Origin of the sequence: Streptomyces sp. NPDC059909 (genome assembly GCF_042730885.1) — a bacterium.
Taxonomy (GTDB): domain Bacteria; phylum Actinomycetota; class Actinomycetes; order Streptomycetales; family Streptomycetaceae; genus Streptomyces.
This window is the reverse complement of sequence record NZ_JBHWKX010000003.1, coordinates 23,734-41,905: the sequence shown is the minus strand read 5'-3', so window position 1 is coordinate 41,905 and position 18,172 is coordinate 23,734. Positions and strand designations below refer to the sequence as shown.

The following is an 18,172-nucleotide window of genomic DNA, read 5'->3' as shown; positions in this document are numbered from 1 at the left end:
TCCTACTTGGTCCACTCCGCCCAGGACAGGTTCCAGCCGTTCAGCCCGTTCGACGGAGCGATCGTCTTGTCCTTGGAGTTCTTCACGATCACGACGTCGCCGATGATCGAGTTGTTGTACATCCAGGCCGCCGGGGCGCCCTTGTCCCAGCCGCCGCGCACGTCCCGCAGCCCCACGCAGCCGTGGCTGACGTTCGCCGAGCCGAAGGTGCCGGACGAGGCCCAGTAGTTGCCGTGGATGAAGGTGCCCGAGGTGGACAGGCGCATCGCGTGCGGCACGTCCTTGATGTCGTACTCGCCTCCGAAGCCCACGGTGGCGCCGTTCATCCGGGTCACCTTGTACTTCTCGCTGATGACCATCTGGCCGTTGTACGTCGTCGTCGACGGCGCGCCCGCGGTGATCGGGATGGTCTTGATGACCTTGCCGTCCCGCACGACCTCCATGGTGTGCTTCGACGCGTCCACCGTGGAGACCTGGCTGCGGCCGATGGTGAAGGAGAACGACTTGGCCTGCTTGCCGTAGACCCCGGGCCGGCCTTCGACACCGTCCAGGTTGAGCTTCACGGTCACCTTGGTGCCGGCTGCCCAGTACTTCTCCGGGCGGAAGTCGAGCCGGTCGTTGCCGAACCAGTGGCCCTCGATCGGGACCGACGGCTCGGCGGTCACCTTGATGGCGTTCTCGACGGCCTCGGGGTTCGTGATGCCCCGGGTGAAGTTGATGGAGACCGGCATGCCGACGCCGACGGTGGAACCGTCCTCCGGCGTGTAGTGGCCGACGAAGGTGTTCTTCGGGACGAGGGTGGTGAAGGTGGTGTCCTTCGCGGACTCACGGCCCTCCGCGTCCTTGGCGACCGCGTGCACCTTGTACTTGGTGGCGGCGGCGAGGTGCGCCAGCGGCTCCCACGCGGCACCGTCCGCGGTCAGCTTGCCCTCGACCTTGTTGCCCTTGTCGTCCTGGACGGTGACCGCGGTCAGCTTGCCCTTGTCGGCGATCACCTTGAGGGCACCGCTGGTGGCGACCGAGGACGCGCCGTCCTTGGGGGCGATCGTCACGACCGCCTGCGAGGCGGTGGTGCCGACCTTGCCGCTGTCCTGCCTGCCCTTGTCGTCCCCCTTGTTGTCGGAGTCCCCGCCCCCGCATGCTGTCACCAGCAGCAGCAACGCCCCCAGCACCAGGGCCAGCACACCCGTGCTGCCGCGCCCGCGTCCGCCGCGCACCCCGGCCGATGCCCCCGATATCGGCTGCCCGTTCACGATTGGTTCTCTCCCCTCGCACGGCCTGGCCCCGCCACGGCCCGTGGAGCCCGGCACACAATGGCCGGGCCCTCTACCCCCACGCGCTCCCTGCGCGCACCTGGCGATAGACAATCACACCGCGAGCGGTGGTAACTCCCCACGGATGTCACCGTTCAGTCCCAACATGTCCAGGACCGGCGCGGACCATGCAGGTCAGGGGGGTCAGCTCAGCGCCGAACCGGCCTTCCACGCCTCCCAGTCCATGTTCCAGCCGCTCAGACCGTTCCAGGGATCGACCATCCGGTCCGGGGAGTTGACCACTTCCACGACGTCCCCGATCAGCGTCCGGTCGAAGAACCACCCGGCCGGGGCGTCCTGGCTGCCGCCCTGCTCGTCGCGCAGGCCGACGCAGCCGTGGCTGACGTTCTTGAAGCCGAAGACGGAGGGGTCCGCCCAGTAGTTCCCGTGCAGGAAGGTGCCGGAGGTGGTGAGCCGGATCGCGTGCGGCACGTCCTTGATGTCGTACTCGCTCTTGCCCTTCTTGTTGCGGAATCCGACCGTGGCCCCGTTCATCCGGGTCACGTCGAACATCTCGCTGACCACCATCTTGCCGTTGTACGTGGTCGTCTTCCTCGCCCCGGCCGTGATCGGCAGGGTCGCCAGCAGCTTGCCGTCGCGGCGCACGTCCATCGTGTGCCTCTTCGCGTCGACCGTGGAGATCTGCGAGCGGCCCACGGTGAAGCCCGTCGTCCTCCGCTGGATGCCGAACACGCCCGGCGCGCCCTCCACATCGCGCAGCCGCAGATCGACGGTGACCTTGGTGCCCGGCTTCCAGTAGTCGCGCGGCCGGAAGTCGAGCCGCTGCGCGTCGAACCAGTGGCCCACGACCTCCACCGGCGGGTCGGAGGAGATGCGGATGGCGCGCTGCACGGCCGCGCGGGACTCGATGGGCCGGTTGAAGACGAACGAGACGATCATGCCGGTGCCGACCGTGGAGCGGTTCTCCGGGTTGAAGTAGCCGATGAAGTGGCGCTCGGGAACCAGGGTCGTGAAGGTGGTGTGCCGGGCCGAGCGGCGGCCGTGGCCGTCCAGAGCGACCGCGTCGACCCGGTACTTGGCCGCCAGCGCGAGGCGGGTGCCCGGGTCGGGCAGCCAGCTCAGCCCGTCCTGCGAGATCCGGCCCGGAATCTCGACCGGCTGGGCGTCCTCGATCTGGGTGACCCTGACCCGCTCCAGCCGCCCGCCGGGCAGCTTCACCTCAACCTTCCCGTCGGCCGCGACGCGCTTCGCCCCGTCCTCGGGGGTGATCCTGATGTGGTCGTCGGCAGCCCGTGGCTTGCCGCCGATGTCCAGGTCACCGCCGGTGCAGCCGGTCAGCCCGGCCAGCAGTCCCGTCCAGACGAGGGCAGCGGCCAGCGTGGCCTTCGTCCGCTTCACCGCGTTGCTCACAGAGTCCACCTCGTGGGGTCGCAGAGACACAGCTCGTCCCGCCCAACGAGCGCCCCCCTCGCAGGGGTACGTGAGCGCGGGTCATGTTGGGAGTAGCACAGCGCGGGCAGAACAGGTGGGAGGACCACGCGCAGGCCCTGTCCGGTCGGCCAGGACCTGGGAGCCGCGGCCGGGACGCCGCGCGCTCAGGACGGAGTGGCCCGACGAGCCGCGGGAGGCCGACACGTGTCGAGCGCAGCCGAGCAGGAGGCAGTGCGGGAGGGAGGGGTGCCGTCCCCTGAAGTGGGGCGGCGCCCCGCGCTGAACGGACGGCGCAGGGACGCCGGAGCCCGGGAGCAGGGTCCCGAGGTCTGGCCGGGGGCGCCGACGCCGCTGGGTGCCCGGTTCCGGGTGGGGCCCGACGGGGTCGCGGGCACCAACTTCGCGCTGTGGGCGGGCGGGGCGGCGGCCGTCGAGCTGTGCCTGTTCGACGAGGCGGGGGCCGAGACCCGGGCGCCGCTGGCCGAACTGACGCACGAGATCTGGCACGGCTTCGTGCCGGGCGTGCGCCCCGGGCAGCGGTACGGCTTCCGGGTGCACGGCCGCTGGGACCCGTGGACGGGCGCCCGCTGGAATCCGGCGAAGCTGCTCCTCGACCCGTACGCACGTGCGGTCGACGGCGACTTCACCCTGCCGCCCGAGGTGTACGGGCACGTCCGCGACTGGCCGCAGCAGCACGTCGCCGACACCGTGCGCGACGACCGGGACTCGGCGCCGTTCGTCCCGAAGGGCGTCGTCGTCCACGACGACGCGCCCGACGACGAGTGGGCCGACGACCGGCGGCCCAAGACGCCGTGGGCCGACTCGGTCATCTACGAGCTGCACGTGCGCGGCTTCACGAAACGGCACCCGGGCATCCCCGAGGAGCTGCGCGGTACGTACGCGGGCCTCGCCCACCCGGCCGCGATCGGCCATCTCGTCGACCTCGGGGTCACGGCGGTCGAGCTGCTGCCGGTGCATCAGTTCGCGCACGAGGACCATCTGCTGCGGCGCGGGCTGAGGAACTACTGGGGCTACAACTCGATCGGCTACTTCGCGCCCCACGCGGCCTACAGCGCGTCGGGGACGGCCGGGCAGCAGGTCGGCGAGTTCAAGCGGATGGTGCGGGCTCTGCACGCGGCGGGCATCGAGGTCATCCTCGACGTCGTCTACAACCACACGGCGGAGGCGGGCGAGCTGGGCCCGATGCTGTCGCTGCGGGGCATCGACAACCGCGGCTACTACCGTCTCCAGTCCGACCCCCGCCGGTACGCCGACTACACCGGCTGCGGAAACACGCTGCACGTCGTCCAGCCGCAGGTCCTGCGGCTGATCACCGATTCGCTGCGGTACTGGGTCACCGAGATGGGCGTCGATGGCTTCCGCTTCGACCTCGCGGCGGCGCTGGCCCGCTCGATGCACGACGTCGACATGCTCTCCCCCTTTCTCGCGGTGATCGCCCAGGACCCGGTGCTGCGCCGCGTGAAGCTGATCGCCGAGCCGTGGGACGTGGGCAACGGGGGCTACCAGGTCGGTGCGTTCCCGCCGCTGTGGACCGAGTGGAACGACCGCTACCGGGATGCCGTACGGGACTTCTGGCGCGGTGCGCTGCCCGACGTCCGGGACCTCGGCTACCGGCTCTCCGGCTCCAGCGATCTGTACGCCTGGGGCGGGCGGCGGCCGTACGCCTCGGTCAACTTCATCACCGCCCACGACGGCTTCACCCTGCGCGACCTGGTCTCGTACGAGCGCAAGCACAACGAGGCCAACGGCGAGGGCAACCGGGACGGCACGAACGACAACCGGGCCTGGAACTGCGGAGCGGAGGGCGAGACGGACGATCCGCGGATCAACGCGCTGCGCCGCCGGCAGATCCGCAATCTGCTCACGACCCTGCTGCTGTCCACCGGGGTACCGATGCTGGTCGCGGGCGACGAGATGGGCCGTACGCAGGGCGGCAACAACAACGCGTACTGCCAGGACAACGAGGTCGGCTGGCTCGACTGGTCGCTGCTCGACCGGCCGGGGCCGCGCGGACTGCCGGCGCTGACGTCCCGGCTGCTGGCGCTGCGCAGCGCGCATCCGGTGCTGCGGCGCAGGGCGTTCTTCTCCGGCCGGCCGCAGACGGCGGACGGGCTGCGGGACCTTGCGTGGTTCACCCCGCGCGGGACGGAGATGACCGAGCAGGACTGGTACGCGCCGGCGTCGACGGTCGCGCTCTATCTCTCGGGCCGGGACATTCCGGGCCGGGACGCGCGGGGGGCGCAGGTCACGGACGACAGCTTTCTGACGGTGCTGCACGCGGGAAGCCGGCCGCTGGCGTTCCAGCTGCCGGGCCCGCCGTGGGCCGAGGCGTACGAGCTGGTCGTGGACACCTCGCTGGAGGACCAGTCGGCCGAGCCGGGCACGCTGTACCGGGGCGGGGAGACGGTGGCGGTGCCGGCGCGGGCGGTGTGGCTGCTGCGGGTGTGCGACGAGCCGGAACCGCGCGAGCGGTGACCGCGCGAGCGGCCGCATCCGGGGAGGGGCCTCGCGCAGGCGGCCCGGCGGACGCGTCGGCGTACGCGGGCCCCCTGTCCGCGAGGGCGGGCACCCGCGTGTCCGGTCAGCCCAGGATCCCCCGGTCGTAGCCGGCCGCAACGGCAGCCGCGCGGTCCTTGACCGCCAGCTTGGCGTAGATGTGGGTGAGATGGGTCTTCACCGTGGCCTCGCTGATGAACAGTTCGGCGGCGATCTCCCGGTTCGAGGTGCCCCTGGCGACCAGGGCGAGGACCTCGCGTTCCCGGGCGCTGAGGGGTTCGTCGCGTGGGGCCGGGTTGCGGACGCGGGAGACCAGTCGGGAGGCGACCGCCGGGGAGAGGACCGTACGTCCGTCGGCGGCTGCCCGGACCGCGGTGAACAGCTCCTCGCGCGGGGCGTCCTTGAGGAGATAGCCGGTCGCGCCCGCCTCGATCGCGGGGATGGTGTCCGCGTCGGTGTCGTACGTGGTGAGGACGAGGACCCTGGCGCGGGCGCCGCGGCGGGCGAGTTCCGCGATGGCCTCGACCCCGCCGCCGCCCGGCATCCGCAGGTCCATGAGGACGACATCGGGATCGAGCCGTTCGGCGAGCGCGACCCCTGCGGCGCCGTCCGCGGCCTCGCCGAGCACGGTGAATCCGGGCGCCGACTCGAACATGCCGCGCGGCATGGCCTGCAGGCCGGCCATGATCATGGCGAGGAGCACGGCGACGGGGACGTACAGATCGACCACGCGGCGGCCGCCGATGTCGTCGGACGACTCCCGGAAGGAGGGGATGAGGCCGATGATCGTGAGCAGCACGGAAGGGAAGACGAGGATCCAGAAGAGGCTGCCGGGTTCACGGGTGAAGAGCCGGGTCTCGGCCCTCAGGACGGCGGTCGCGGGGGACGGCATGTCAGGCCTTCTCCTCAGTGAGGTCGAGAAACGCGTCGTCGAGCGTGCCCTCGGTGACGCGCAGCTGATGGGCGGTGATGCGGTGGCGCGCGAGGAGCGTGATCACGGCGTTCGCGGTTTCATCGGTGCCGTGGACGACCACCCGGCCGGCCCGGGTCTCGACGTCGGCCGCCTGGGGCAGCGCGGCCAGCTCGCGTGCGTCGAGCGGCTGTGACGGGGTGAAGGAGATGACGGTGGCGTCGCTGGTGCGCCGGATCAGCCCCGACGGGGTGTCGAGCGCGGCGATCCTGCCCTTGTCGATGACGGCGATCCGGTCGCAGAGCCGCTGTGCCTCCTCCATGAAGTGGGTGACGAGTAGGACGGTGACGCCGCCGGCCCGGACCTCCTCGATCAGGCTCCAGGTGTCGCGGCGGGCGCGGGGATCGAGTCCGGTGGTGAGCTCGTCGAGGACGACGACGCGCGGGTTGCCGATCAGCGCGAGCGCGATGAACAGCCTCTGCTTCTGGCCGCCGGAAAGCTTGGCGAAGCAGGTGGTGAGCTTCTCGGTGAGGCCGAGCCGTTCCGCGAGGGGCCGCCAGTCGGCGGGCTGCGGGTAGAACGCGGCGTACAGCTCCAGGGCCTCGCGCACCGTCAGCTTCGGCTGCAGTTCGCTCTCCTGGAGCTGCGCGCCGAGGAGGCATGTGACGCGGTCGTGGTCGGCCGCCGGGTCGAGTCCGGCGACGCGGACCGTGCCCGCGTCGGGCAGCCGCAGCCCCTCGACGCATTCGACGGTCGTGGTCTTGCCCGCGCCGTTGGGGCCGAGGATCCCGAAGATCTCGCCTTCCTCGACGCCGAAGGTCACCCCGTCCACGGCCGCCCGGCCGCCGTAGGACTTGCGCAGTCCGTTCACTTCGACAATCGCCATGCGTAGAAGAGTGCGGTCAGGCGCCCAGGCGCGGCATCGCCCGACGCGCTCGAAGGTGCATCAGCCGATCGGTTGACGGCCTCGTACGACCCTCGCCGCCGTGGCCACGGTCGCCGAAAACTCGGTGGGCACTGTCAGTGGTGATCCGTAGGCTCACTCCTGATGCCCAGAACAGATTCAGTCGCCCAGGATGACCGGTCCGCCGTCCGCTCCCTGCTGCGGCTGTGGCCGTACGTACGGCCGGTGCGTGCCCGCCTGTTCACCGCCGCGTTCGTCGCGGTCGTCGCCTCCTGTCTGAGCCTGGTGTTCCCGCTCGTCCTGAAATGGATGGTGGACGGGCCGGTCGCGGAGGGGGACGTGGACGGGGTGTGGCGGGGAGCCCTGTATCTGCTGCTGCTCGGGATCGCCGAAGCGGTGCTCTTCGGCTTCCGGCGATGGCTGGTGGCGCGGCCGCTGGCGGGGGTCGAGGCGGCGATGCGGGCGGATCTGTTCCGGCATCTGCAGCGGCTGCCGGTGGCCTTCCACGACCGGTGGGCGTCGGGGCAGTTGCTGTCGCGCGGGACGACGGATCTGATGCTGCTGCGGATGTTCCTCGCGTTTCCGCTGACGTTTCTGCTGGTCAACGGGGTGACGATCCTCGTCGGCGCGGGGATTCTGCTGGCCCAGCAGTGGACGCTGGGGCTGATCCTGCTGGCGCCGGTCGCCCCGCTGGTCTTCGTGGTGGCGAGGTTCGAGGCGCGGTACTCGGAGGTCGCGCGCACGGCCCAGGACCAGGTCGGCGATCTGACGACGGTCGTCGAGGAGAGCGTGCTCGGCATCCGCATCATCAAGGGCTTCGGCCGCCACCGCAGCCAGGCGACGGCCTTCCGCGCCCTGACCCAGCGGCTGCGGGGCACGGAACTGGCCAAGGCCAGGCTCCTGGCGGGCATCTTCGGCGTCATCATGATCGTTCCCGAACTGGCCATCGCCGCGGCGCTCGTCCTCGGCACGATCCAGGTCGCGGACGGCACCCTCTCGGCCGGCACGCTGGTCGCCTTCCTCTCGACGGCGCTGGCCCTGCGCTGGCCGGTGGACGCGATGGGCTTCCTGCTGGCGATGAGCCAGGAGGCGGCGACGGCGACGGACCGCTACTTCGAGGTCATGGACGCGGCGGAGGAATCCGGGGAGGAGGCCGCCGCGGCCTCCTCCCGCACCCACCACCCCGCCGGCGCGGCCGAGGCGACCCGGGTCGGCGCAAGTGCGGCTCCTGCCGCCGCCCGGACGCCGGGAGCGTCGTCCCACGGACACCTGGTCGCCGTCGACGGCAAGGCTTCGGCCCGGGCCGGGCGCGAGGGCGGGGGCAGGCCCGTCGAGGGCCTCGGCCGGGGTCGGGGCGGGACCGGGTCCGGGTCCGGGTCCGGGTCCGAGGGCAGGGGGGCACGGGGCGGGATGGTGTTCGAAGGCGTCGAGTTCCGCTACCCGGACGCCGACGAGGACTCCGTGCCCGTGCTGCAGCGGATCGATCTGCACGTCAGACCCGGCGAAACCATGGCGCTCGTCGGGGGGACCGGGTCGGGCAAGACGACGCTGACCGCGCTCGTGCCGCGGCTGTACGAGGTCACGGGTGGGCGCATCACGCTCGACGGGCGGGACATCGCGGTGCTGCCGCGCGAGGAGTTGCGGCGACTCGTGTCGATGGCGTTCGAGGAGCCCACGCTGTTCTCGGCGAGCGTCGGGGAGAACGTACGGATGGGCGAGGAGGGCGCCGGGGACGAGGAGCTGCGGCGGGCGCTGGACGTGGCGCAGGCCGGCTTCGTGGACGCGCTGCCCCAGGGCCTGCACACGCAGGTCGGCGAACAGGGGCTGAGCCTCTCCGGCGGGCAGCGGCAGCGGCTCGCGCTGGCCCGCGCGGTCGTCGGGCGCCCGAGGTTCCTGGTCCTCGACGACCCCCTCTCCGCGCTCGACGTGCACACGGAGGCCCTCGTCGAGGCCGCTCTCCGCCGCGTCCTGGAGGACACCACCGCGCTCGTGGTGGCGCACCGGCTCTCCACGGTGATGCTCGCCGACCGGGTGGCGCTGCTCTCCGAGGGCCGTATCGCCGCCGTCGGTACCCATCACGAACTGCTGCGGGACAACGCCGAGTACGCCTGGCTGATGTCGGGCGGTCACGCCGAGGAGGCAGCACGATGACGTCGTCGAGCGATCCGTTCGACCGGGACGCCCTCCCCGCCCCGGCCGGCGCCACCGGCGCCCTCCTGCGCTCCCTGCTCGCTCCCCGGCGCGCCCGTGTCGTCCTCGCCGCGCTCCTGCTGCTCCTGCAGCAGGCCGCCGCGCAGGCCGGGCCCCTGCTCGTCGCGTACGCCATCGACAGCGGCGTGCCGGCGCTGCGCCGCGGCGACCACGGCCCGCTCGTGGCCGTCGGCGCCGGGTACGCCGTGTCCGCGGTCGCGTCCGGCGCCTTCCAGTACGCCTTCATCCGCGCCGCCGCCCGCGTCAACCAGGACGTCCTCCTCGACCTGCGCGGCCGCATCTTCCGGCACGCGCAGGCGCTCAGCGTCGACTTCCACGAGCGGTACACGTCCGGCCGGCTGATCTCCCGCTCCACGACCGACGTCGAGTCGCTGCGGGAGCTCCTCAGCGAGGGGCTCCAGGAACTCGTCGCCGTGGTCCTCGCCTTCGTCTACATCTCGGCGATGCTGCTCTGGCTGGACCTCGGCATCGGCGGCCTGGCCGTCCTGAGCTTCGTACCGCTGTATCTGCTCGTGCGGCTCTACCGGCGCCGCGCCGCGGTCGTGTTCTCCGAGCGGTCCACCGCGATCGCCTCCGTCATCGTGAAGTTCGCGGAGACGATGAACGGCATCCGCCCGGTGCGCGCCTTCCGCCGCGAGCGCGTCAACGACGACCGCTTCCGTACGCTCAACGACCGGCATGCCCGCAGCAACGGCGACGCGCTCCTGGAGATGGCGCGGTATGTCGTCGGCTCCCGGCTGGTCGCCAACACCGCCGTCGCCGGGATCGTGCTGTGGGGCGCGTACCGCGTGACGGAGGGGACGCTCGCACTCGGAGTGCTGGCGGCCGCGGTGCTGTATCTGCGGCGGCTGTACGACCCGATCGACCGGCTCGGCATGTTCCTCAACTCGTACCAGTCGGCGGGCGCCTCCCTGGAGAAGATCGCGGGGCTGCTGGCCCAGGTCCCGACGGTGCCGGAGCCGGAGCGCCCCGCGGAGCTGCCCGCCCCCACCGGGTCGGGCGGACCGGGGCGTGCGGTGGTCTTCGAGGACGTACGGTTCGCGTACCGCACCGGCGGTGAGGTGCTGCCGCGCTTCGGGCTCACGATCCCGGCCGGCCAGACCGTCGCGGTCGTCGGCGCCACCGGCGCGGGCAAGTCCACGCTCGCGAAGCTGCTGGCCCGCTTCTACGATCCGACCGAGGGGCGCGTCCTCCTCGACGGCGTCGATCTGCGCGACCTCGCCGTGCCCGAACTGCGGCGCGGGGTGGTGATGGTGACCCAGGAGGCGTTCCTGTTCTCCGGCACGGTCGCCGAGAACATCGCGATCGGACGCCCGGACGCGACCCGCGAGGAGATCGAGCGCGCCGCGAAGGCGATCGGCGCGCACGACTTCATCAGCGGTCTGCCGGACGGCTACGACACGGACGTGCGCAAGCGGGGCGGCCGCATCTCGGCGGGCCAGCGCCAGCTCGTCGCGTTCGCGCGGGCCCTGCTGGCCGACCCGGCGGTGCTGATCCTCGACGAGGCGACCAGCTCGCTGGACATTCCGGGCGAGCGGGCGGTGCAGCGCGCGATGGACACGGTGCTGCGCGGCCGGACGGCGGTGGTGATCGCCCACCGGCTCTCGACGGTGGAGATCGCGGACCGGGTGCTGGTGATGGAGCACGGCCGGATCGTGGAGGACGGCAGTCCGGCCGGACTCATCAGCGGCACCGGCCGCTTCGCCGACCTGCACCGGGCGTGGCGGGACAGCCTGGTCTGAGGCGTCGCTGCCGTTTCAGCGGCGGTGCTGTGCCCGTCCGGCCGGGGGTGCTCCCCCCGGCCGCGGGTGCCCACGCCGGCTCGTCGCCGGGCGGCGCCGAGCTCGTCGTCGGTGCCCGCGCCGCCCGTCAGGTGCTCTGCATGTGCCGGCATGGCGAGCCTCACGCTCCCGCCCCCGCCTGGGCCTTAGCTTCGTACGCGAGTCATGTGCGCCGACAGGACCCGTCGGTCGATGACGGGACATCGGACTTGCATCAACTGCACGCCGCGGGAGGTCTTCATGCCGGGTGTCGGATGGCGGGCGGCGGCGGGGCTCACCGGGCTGGCGGTGCTGGCCGGTGCCGGCGCGGCGGCCGCGACCACCCCCGCCGTGGCCGTCCCCGGCGGCCCGCGTCCCGTGGCCTACGCCTACGTGGCCAACCTCCACTCGGATACGGTCTCGGTGATCGACACCCGCACCGACAGGGTCGTCGACACCGTCCCCGTGGGCGACGGCCCCGACAGTGCGGCGGTCACCCCTGACGCCGCTCACGTGTACGTCACCAACTCCGCGGCCGACACGGTGTCGGTCATCGACACCCGCACCAACACCGTCACGGACACCGTCGCCGTCGGCGACGAGCCCAGCAGGGTGACGGTCTCCCCCGACGGCCGCCGCGCCTACGTCGCCAACGTCCGTTCCGACGACGTATCGGTGATCGACACCCGGGGCAACACGGTCGTCGACACCATCGCGGTGGGCGACTTCCCGCTGGGCCTTGCGGTGCTGCCGGACGGCTCCAGGCTGTATGTCGCCAACGCCGGCTCGAACGACGTGTCGGTGATCCGCACGGCCACCGGCACGGTCGTCGACACGATCCCCGTGGGCAGCGGACCGACCGCGCTGGCGATCACCCCGCACGGCGACCGGATCTACGTCTCCAACCTCACATCGGACGACGTGTCGGTGATCGACACACACACCGACAGCGTGACGGACACCGTCGGTGTCGGCGACGGACCCGCCGGGTTGACGGTGCTGCCCGGCGGCCACCGCGTCTACGTCGCCAATACCGGCTCCGACGACGTATCGGTGATCGGCACCCGTCGCAACAGGGTCATCGACACCGTGCCCGTCGGCGGGGAGCCCAACGGAATCGCCGTCACGCCCAACGGCTCGCGGGTCTACATCACCGACTTCGAGACCGACGACGTGTCGGTGATCGCCACCCGCACCCGGACGGTCGTCGACACCGTCCCCGTCGGCGACGGGCCGACGGGCGTGGCGATCGCCCCGGCGAAGCGACCAGGAATCGGGTGGAGCCGGGCGACCCCTTGACCCGGCCCCGGCCGTCGGTTCCTGGCCCGTAGTCCCTCGACGAGCAGGCCGAGCCCGAACTCGAAGTGCCGCGCTAAGTCGTGTGCGCTGCTGAGCACGGCCAGGGTGGCGGCGAGGTGCGGACAGTTGCCCGTCGTCACCGCGTCGCGCAGGACTCCCGGGTCGGCGGGTCCCCCGCTCCCCGGCCGGAGTGCGGCCTGCTCCTCCAGCGTGTGGCCGACGGTGAAGTTGGCCACCGCGAAGAGCGCCCGGGCCGCGTCGTCGTCGCCGAAGCCCGCGTCGCGCAGCACGCCGACGAGCGTGTCGGCGAAGCCCGGGGTGTTCGGGCGTCGTGCGCGACCGCTCTGCTGCCGGCTCGCCCCGGCTCGGCGATCCAGCGCTCGGCGGCCGGCTGTGGGAACTCGCGCACGACCTACCGCTCCCGGCGCCCGCGCCACGAGAGGGCGCCCGTAGCCGGTCCGGAGGGCCCGGGACCGGTGTGATGGAGTGGGGATCATGACGACGACTGACGCGATCGTGGTGCCGGAGCTGTACGTCGGCTATCCCGGGGTCGCCTTCGGCGGGTACGTCGCGGGGGTGCTCGCCGAGCGCTCGGGGGCCAGGACGGTACGGGTGGACTTCCGCGGTCCTGTGCCGGTGGAGGTGCCCGTGCGCATCGCCGCAACGGTGGACGGGGGCGCGGAGTTGGGCGAGGGCGAGCGGCCCCTGGCGACGGCGCGCCCCGCCGAGCTGCCGCCGGACGCGCCGGCGGCGCCTTCCTGGGACGAGGCGGTCGCCGCGGCCGAGGCGTTCCGGGCGGCGCCGCCGTCCGGGCTGGTCGACTGCTTCGGCTGCGGTCTGGACCGTACGCCCGAGCGCGGGCTGCGCCAGCACTGCACTCCGGTGCCGGGCCGCGGACTTGTCGCCTCCGCCTGGGTCCCGTCCCCCGCTCTCGCCGCCCCGGACGGCTCGCTTCCGCCGGAGCTGGTGTGGGGCGCGCTGGACTGTCCGGGCAACTGGGCGGGCCGCATGCTGGGCAGCCAGCGTCCGGGCGCGGTCACCGCGGCCCTCACCGGCACGCTCCTGCGCCCGGTGCGTACGGGCGAGCCGTACATCTCCTACGCCTGGCTGCGGTCCGAGTCCGGCCGCAAGCACGCGATGGGCGTGGCGCTCGCCACGGAGGAGGGCGAACTGTGCGCCCTCGCCGAGGCCTTGTGGCTGGACCCCCGGCCGGCCGGCTGACCGGCGCCGGGTGGACGGCACGGAACACGCCACAGTTCGCAGTGCCGTCGGTGGGCGGTGCGTACCCTCCGCTCGCCCCTCCGTTCGATCAGGACGATGTCGGTCCGGATCCCGGCACCCTCGGTGAATTCGGGCCGGTACGCCTTCTCGGCGGCGTCGCGGTGATGATCGGCGAAACGTCCGCTTAACGAACATGACGTTTCGGCGAACGGACGGTTTCCGGCCAAATTGTTGACGCGCTCCTGACAGAGAGCGTTCATTGCTGCCACTCTTCCCCCGATCGCACGCACCACAAGCTCCGCACATGCTCCGTCGCTCTGCCCGGGTGGCCCACCCAGCTGCCCGTAACCCCCCTCGCAGAAGGAGTCCGCGTGAGACCCACGCCCAGCCGTCGTCGCGCGTCCGCGACCGGCGCTCTGCTCGCAGCCGCAGCCCTCCTGGCCGTCGGAGTCCAGTCCGGCCCGGCCTCCGCGGCCCCGGACGCTCCGGCCGGCGCACCGAAGGACCAGGCCGCGTCGGCCGCCGACCCGGGCGCGCTGCCCGCGCAGCTCACCCCCGCACAGCGGGCCGAGCTCATACGCGAGGCCAACGCCACGAAGGCCGCCAAGGCGGCCGAACTCGGCCTCGGCGCCCAGGAGAAGCTCGTCGTCCGCGATGTCGTCCAGGACCGGGACGGCACGACGCACACCCGCTACGAGCGCACCTACGCGGGACTGCCCGTCCTCGGCGGTGACCTGGTCGTCGCCGAGACGAAGGCCGGGCGGACCGAGTCCGTCACCAAGGCCTCCTCCGCCGCCCTCAAGAACGTCGACACCAGCGCCGCCGTCGCCCCTGCCGCCGCCGAGCAGCAGGCCGTCGCCGCCGCGCGCTCCGAGGGCTCGAAGAAGACCGCCGCCGACCGGGCCCCGCGCAAGGTGGTCTGGCTGGCCCAGGGCAAGCCGACCCTCGCGTACGAGACCGTCGTCGGCGGCGTCCAGCACGACGGCACCCCGAACGAGCTGCACGTCGTCACCGACGCCACCAGCGGCAAGAAGCTCTACGAGTGGCAGGCCATCGAGACCGGCACCGGCAACACGATGTACAGCGGCCAGGTCACGCTCGGCACGGCGCCGTCGTACACCCTGACCGACACCGGCCGCGGCAACCACAAGACGTACAACCTCAACCGCGGCACCTCCGGCACCGGCACGCTCTTCTCCGGCTCCGACGACATCTGGGGCGACGGCACCCCGCAGAACGCCGAGACGGCCGGCGCCGACGCGCACTACGGCGCCGCGCTCACCTGGGACTACTACAAGAACGTGCACGGCCGCACCGGCATCCGCGGGGACGGCGTCGGCGCGTACTCCCGCGTCCACTACGGCAACGCGTACGTCAACGCGTTCTGGTCCGACAGCTGCTTCTGCATGACGTACGGCGACGGCTCGGGCAACACCAAGCCGCTCACGTCGATCGACGTGGCCGCGCACGAGATGACGCACGGCGTCACCTCCAACACCGCGGGCCTGGTCTACAGCGGCGAGTCCGGCGGACTCAACGAGGCCACGTCCGACATCTTCGCGGCGGCCGTCGAGTTCTACGCCAACAACGCCCAGGACGTCGGCGACTACCTCGTCGGCGAGAAGATCGACATCCGGGGCAACGGCACCCCGCTGCGCTACATGGACAAGCCGAGCAAGGACGGCTCGTCCAAGGACGCCTGGTACTCGGGCATCGGCGGCATCGACGTGCACTACTCGTCGGGCCCGGCGAACCACTGGTACTACCTGCTCTCCGAGGGCAGCGGCGCCAAGACCATCAACGGCGTGAACTACGACTCCCCGACCTCGGACGGCCTGCCGGTCACCGGCATCGGCCGCGACAAGGCGTCGCTGATCTGGTTCAAGGCGCTGACGACGAAGTTCAACTCGACCACGAACTACGCGGGTGCGCGCACCGGCACGCTCGCCGTCGCGAGCGAGCTGTACGGGGCGAGCAGCGCCGAGTACAAGGCGGTCGCCGACGCCTGGGCCGCCATCAACGTCGGCTCCCGTCCGGGCGGCGAGACGGGCACGTCGTTCGAGAACACCGCGGACGTCGCGATCCCGGACCTCGGAACCGCCACCTCCTCGGTGGCCGTCACCGGCCGCACCGGCAACGCGCCGTCCGCCCTCAAGGTCGGCGTGGACATCGTCCACACCTGGCGCGGTGACCTGGTCATCGACCTGGTGGCACCCGACGGCACGGCGTACCGGCTGAAGAACTCCAGCGGCAGCGACTCCGCGGACAACGTCGTGGAGACGTACACGGTGAACGCGTCGAGCGAGGTCGCGAACGGCACCTGGCAGCTGAAGGTCCAGGACGTCGCGCGCTACGACACCGGGTACATCAACAGCTTCAAGCTGACGTTCCCGTAGCCGCACCGCACCGGCTCGGCCGCCCTGGGGGAGTGAAAGAGCACCCCTCAGGGCGGCCGTATGTGTCGTGGGCCACCGGCTCGCCCCCCCCCACCCGCTCGGCCAGGAAGTCCTCCCACGTCCGCGTGCCCACGGCCGCCCCGTCGAGGGACAGGTTCTCCCCGGCCGCCTTCTGCAGAGCAGGGGACGGGCGGGCGACGGATCAGCGACGGACCAGGCGGACGTGCGTCGCGGCCGCCGAGCCGACCTGCTCGGCGACCCGGTAGCCGTCGATCCCGGCCCCCAGGTTGTCGAGCAGGCGCTCGCCCCTGCCGACGAGCATCGGAACGATGGCGAGGTGCAGCTCGTCGACGAGCCCGGCACGCAGGTACTGCTGGATGGTGGCCGGGCCCCCGCCGAGGCGCACGTCCTGGCCCGCCGCCGCCTCGAACGCCCGCCGGAGCACGGTCCCGACGGGCTCGTCGGTGAAGTGGAAGGTGGTCCCGCCCTCCATCGGCAGTGACGGCCGCGGGTGGTGGGTGTGGACGAACACGTCATGGTGGTACGGCGGGTTCTCGCCCCACCAGCCCCGCCACGACTCGTCCTGCCACGGTCCGCGCAGTGGCCCGAACATGTTGCGGCCCATGATGGTGGCACCGATGTTCCGCTCACCGCGCTCGACGCAGTCGACGTCGATCCCGGACTTGCCGTCGGCGCGGTCCCGCATCGCGGCGAACATCCACTCGTGCAGGCCCTCGGTGCCGTCGCCGAGGGGCGCCTCCAGACGCTGGCCGGGGCCGGCGGCGAAGCCGTCCAGCGAGATCGTGAGGTTGTGCACACGCAGCTTGGGCATGGCGTTCTCCTTGGTCCGGATGTCTCTGCTTCCACCCGTACGTCGAAGGGGAGACGGCCGGATCGACAGTGGGGCAGAAATCCGTTCCCGGCTGGACGACCCGCCGGCGGCCGGCTCGCCGCGAAGGACGTGCTCGGCCAGTGGGTGCCCGGTGGATCAGGCCCTAGTTGGGGTTCTGCGCATGGGTGAGGGTCTCCCATGCGACGTAGTGGTTCTCCGTGCCCTGTGGCCGGTGCGACACCGTGTACTGCTGGGTGTTGCTCATGGCGATACCCATCCGGGTGTTCAGCGCATTGAACCCGACCTCGGTCACGGGTCCGAGGCCCGGCTTCAGGCTGCCGCCGCAGAGCCAGGACGGTACGGGCTCGCCGTTCTCGTACTTCGTGTGGAAGCCGAGCATGTGCCGCAGCCGGTCCTTGATCTGGGGGTAGATGTCCTGGCCCTGGATGCGGCTGGTCTCCGCGACGTGCGAGATGGACGCGACGCCGTAGCCGGTGTGCCCGAAGTCGCGGCAGGTCTCCTGGGCGAGGCCGTCCACGAAGGTCGTCTCGCCGTGCCAGTAGCCGACGAGTTCCGTGTAGGTGTCGATGGAGCTGCGCGGCGGGTACTTCGGCTGGGAGCCGTCGGTGGTCAGATAGACGTACGCGGGGACGCGGCCGTTGTAGATGGACATGGCCTTGTCGTAGGCGGCCCTGTCCTCCACGTGGACGGCGATGCCCTGGGCCGCCTCCATCATGATCAGTTCCCAGTTGCCGTTGCTGTTCGGCCGCCCGTCGATGACCTCGGGGAGGTAGACGTTGCGCAGCATGGTGGCGAAGCGCCCCGCGTTCGGCCAGCCGCCGGTGTACGTGTACTTGACGATCTCGGCGGCGCGGGGCCAGACCGAGCCCGCCCAGCCGGACTGGAGCGGGGCGTTGCTGTTGGTGTGGTCCTGGATGACCGCGGACCAGGCGTCCATCAGCTCGATCGCCTTCCTGGCGTGGCGGTCGTCGCGGGTGATGTACCAGGCGAGGGCCTGGGTGTACGCGGCGATCGCGTCCTCGCGCTCGTCGCTGCAGCCGTAGTTGGGGTTGGAGTACGAGCCGCACTCGACGATCGCGCGGGGCTTGGGGGTACGGGACAGGGAGGCGTACGTGCTGGCGAGCATCTGGTCGTAGGCGGCCTTCCAGGGCTGGGCGCCGGCCTGGACCTTGGTGCGGACGAAGTCGAGCTGCGGCCTGCTGACGAGCACGCCGGGGTGGGTGAACTGGGCCGGGGCGGCGGCGGTTCGGGGTGCGGGAGCCGCGGGTGCGGGGCCCGCGACGGCGCTGGGGGCCGCGACGAGGGCGGCGGCGAGTGCCAGGGCCGGGACGGTGGTTCCGGTGCGCATGGGCGAGAGCCTTCCGTTCATCCACATAAACAGTGGGCGGGGTCATGA

12 protein-coding genes and 1 pseudogene are annotated in these 18,172 nt (G+C 71.9%); 6 read left to right on the top strand and 7 right to left on the bottom strand.

The genetic code is table 11. The features are described 5' to 3' along the window. Window positions 1-2: 2 nt before the first annotated feature. Together ACFV9O_RS03855 and ACFV9O_RS03850 are read right to left on the bottom strand one after the other, a co-directional pair. A complete protein-coding gene (locus ACFV9O_RS03855; RefSeq protein WP_385411894.1) occupies window positions 3-1,253 on the bottom strand; it encodes an Ig-like domain-containing protein in 1,251 nt (416 codons plus the stop codon). Window positions 1,254-1,457: 204 nt separating this feature from the next. Beyond that, on the bottom strand, window positions 1,458-2,684 hold the full coding sequence (locus ACFV9O_RS03850; protein WP_385411891.1) for an Ig-like domain-containing protein: 1,227 nt from the start codon (window positions 2,682-2,684) through the stop codon (window positions 1,458-1,460). A 225-nt stretch (window positions 2,685-2,909) separates the two neighbouring features. On the opposite strand from ACFV9O_RS03850, the gene glgX reads away from it, so the two are divergent. After that, the gene (gene glgX, locus ACFV9O_RS03845) at window positions 2,910-5,201 is read left to right on the top strand and encodes a glycogen debranching protein GlgX (RefSeq protein WP_385411888.1); all 2,292 of its coding nucleotides are present in this window, start codon (window positions 2,910-2,912) and stop codon (window positions 5,199-5,201) included. Between the two features lie 106 nt (window positions 5,202-5,307). Here the strand turns inward: glgX and ACFV9O_RS03840 are convergent, their stop codons facing one another. Both ACFV9O_RS03840 and ACFV9O_RS03835 read right to left on the bottom strand, forming a co-directional pair. Continuing rightward, window positions 5,308-5,913, bottom strand: coding sequence for a LuxR C-terminal-related transcriptional regulator (locus tag ACFV9O_RS03840; protein ID WP_385412468.1), 606 nt, complete (start codon window positions 5,911-5,913; stop codon window positions 5,308-5,310). Window positions 5,914-6,115: 202 nt separating this feature from the next. Continuing rightward, complete coding sequence (locus ACFV9O_RS03835; RefSeq protein WP_385411887.1) at window positions 6,116-7,018, bottom strand: ABC transporter ATP-binding protein; 903 nt, start codon at window positions 7,016-7,018, stop codon at window positions 6,116-6,118. Between the two features lie 162 nt (window positions 7,019-7,180). On the opposite strand from ACFV9O_RS03835, the gene ACFV9O_RS03830 reads away from it, so the two are divergent. From ACFV9O_RS03830 to ACFV9O_RS03820, 3 genes are all read left to right on the top strand, one after another. After that, the gene (locus ACFV9O_RS03830; protein WP_385411884.1) at window positions 7,181-9,187 is read left to right on the top strand and encodes an ABC transporter ATP-binding protein; all 2,007 of its coding nucleotides are present in this window, start codon (window positions 7,181-7,183) and stop codon (window positions 9,185-9,187) included. Beyond that, a complete protein-coding gene (locus ACFV9O_RS03825) occupies window positions 9,184-10,989 on the top strand; it encodes an ABC transporter ATP-binding protein (RefSeq protein ID WP_385411882.1) in 1,806 nt (601 codons plus the stop codon). Before ACFV9O_RS03830 ends, ACFV9O_RS03825 begins: the two co-directional genes overlap by 4 nt. 279 nt (window positions 10,990-11,268) lie before the next feature. Further along, the gene (locus ACFV9O_RS03820; RefSeq protein ID WP_385411879.1) at window positions 11,269-12,306 is read left to right on the top strand and encodes a beta-propeller fold lactonase family protein; all 1,038 of its coding nucleotides are present in this window, start codon (window positions 11,269-11,271) and stop codon (window positions 12,304-12,306) included. A gap of 32 nt (window positions 12,307-12,338) precedes the next feature. Here ACFV9O_RS03820 and ACFV9O_RS03815 read toward each other — a convergent pair. Then, window positions 12,339-12,803 (bottom strand): annotated as a pseudogene (locus tag ACFV9O_RS03815) (TetR/AcrR family transcriptional regulator C-terminal domain-containing protein); the annotation flags it as partial. On the opposite strand from ACFV9O_RS03815, the gene ACFV9O_RS03810 reads away from it, so the two are divergent. Beyond that, complete coding sequence (locus ACFV9O_RS03810; RefSeq protein WP_385411876.1) at window positions 12,802-13,527, top strand: hypothetical protein; 726 nt, start codon at window positions 12,802-12,804, stop codon at window positions 13,525-13,527. The pseudogene ACFV9O_RS03815 and the gene ACFV9O_RS03810 overlap by 2 nt on opposite strands. 371 nt (window positions 13,528-13,898) lie before the next feature. Further along, on the top strand, window positions 13,899-15,923 hold the full coding sequence (locus ACFV9O_RS03805) for a M4 family metallopeptidase (protein WP_385411874.1): 2,025 nt from the start codon (window positions 13,899-13,901) through the stop codon (window positions 15,921-15,923). Window positions 15,924-16,125: 202 nt separating this feature from the next. On the opposite strand, the gene ACFV9O_RS03800 is transcribed toward ACFV9O_RS03805, so the two are convergent. Together ACFV9O_RS03800 and ACFV9O_RS03795 are read right to left on the bottom strand one after the other, a co-directional pair. Then, on the bottom strand, window positions 16,126-16,755 hold the full coding sequence (locus tag ACFV9O_RS03800; protein ID WP_385411871.1) for a dihydrofolate reductase family protein: 630 nt from the start codon (window positions 16,753-16,755) through the stop codon (window positions 16,126-16,128). A 163-nt stretch (window positions 16,756-16,918) separates the two neighbouring features. After that, window positions 16,919-18,124: an alginate lyase family protein gene (locus tag ACFV9O_RS03795; RefSeq protein WP_385411868.1), complete on the bottom strand. Its 1,206-nt coding sequence runs from the start codon at window positions 18,122-18,124 to the stop codon at window positions 16,919-16,921. Window positions 18,125-18,172 lie beyond the last annotated feature (48 nt).

Coding starts and splice junctions, on each gene's coding strand:
- ACFV9O_RS03825 (WP_385411882.1), top strand. CDS start 9,184: ATGACGTCGTCGAGCGATCCGTTCGACCGGGACGCCCTCCCCGCCCCG.
- ACFV9O_RS03820 (WP_385411879.1), top strand. CDS start 11,269: ATGCCGGGTGTCGGATGGCGGGCGGCGGCGGGGCTCACCGGGCTGGCG.
- ACFV9O_RS03795 (WP_385411868.1), bottom strand. CDS start 18,124: ATGCGCACCGGAACCACCGTCCCGGCCCTGGCACTCGCCGCCGCCCTC.
- ACFV9O_RS03835 (WP_385411887.1), bottom strand. CDS start 7,018: ATGGCGATTGTCGAAGTGAACGGACTGCGCAAGTCCTACGGCGGCCGG.
- ACFV9O_RS03800 (WP_385411871.1), bottom strand. CDS start 16,755: ATGCCCAAGCTGCGTGTGCACAACCTCACGATCTCGCTGGACGGCTTC.
- ACFV9O_RS03840 (WP_385412468.1), bottom strand. CDS start 5,913: ATGATCATGGCCGGCCTGCAGGCCATGCCGCGCGGCATGTTCGAGTCG.
- ACFV9O_RS03810 (WP_385411876.1), top strand. CDS start 12,802: ATGACGACGACTGACGCGATCGTGGTGCCGGAGCTGTACGTCGGCTAT.
- ACFV9O_RS03830 (WP_385411884.1), top strand. CDS start 7,181: ATGCCCAGAACAGATTCAGTCGCCCAGGATGACCGGTCCGCCGTCCGC.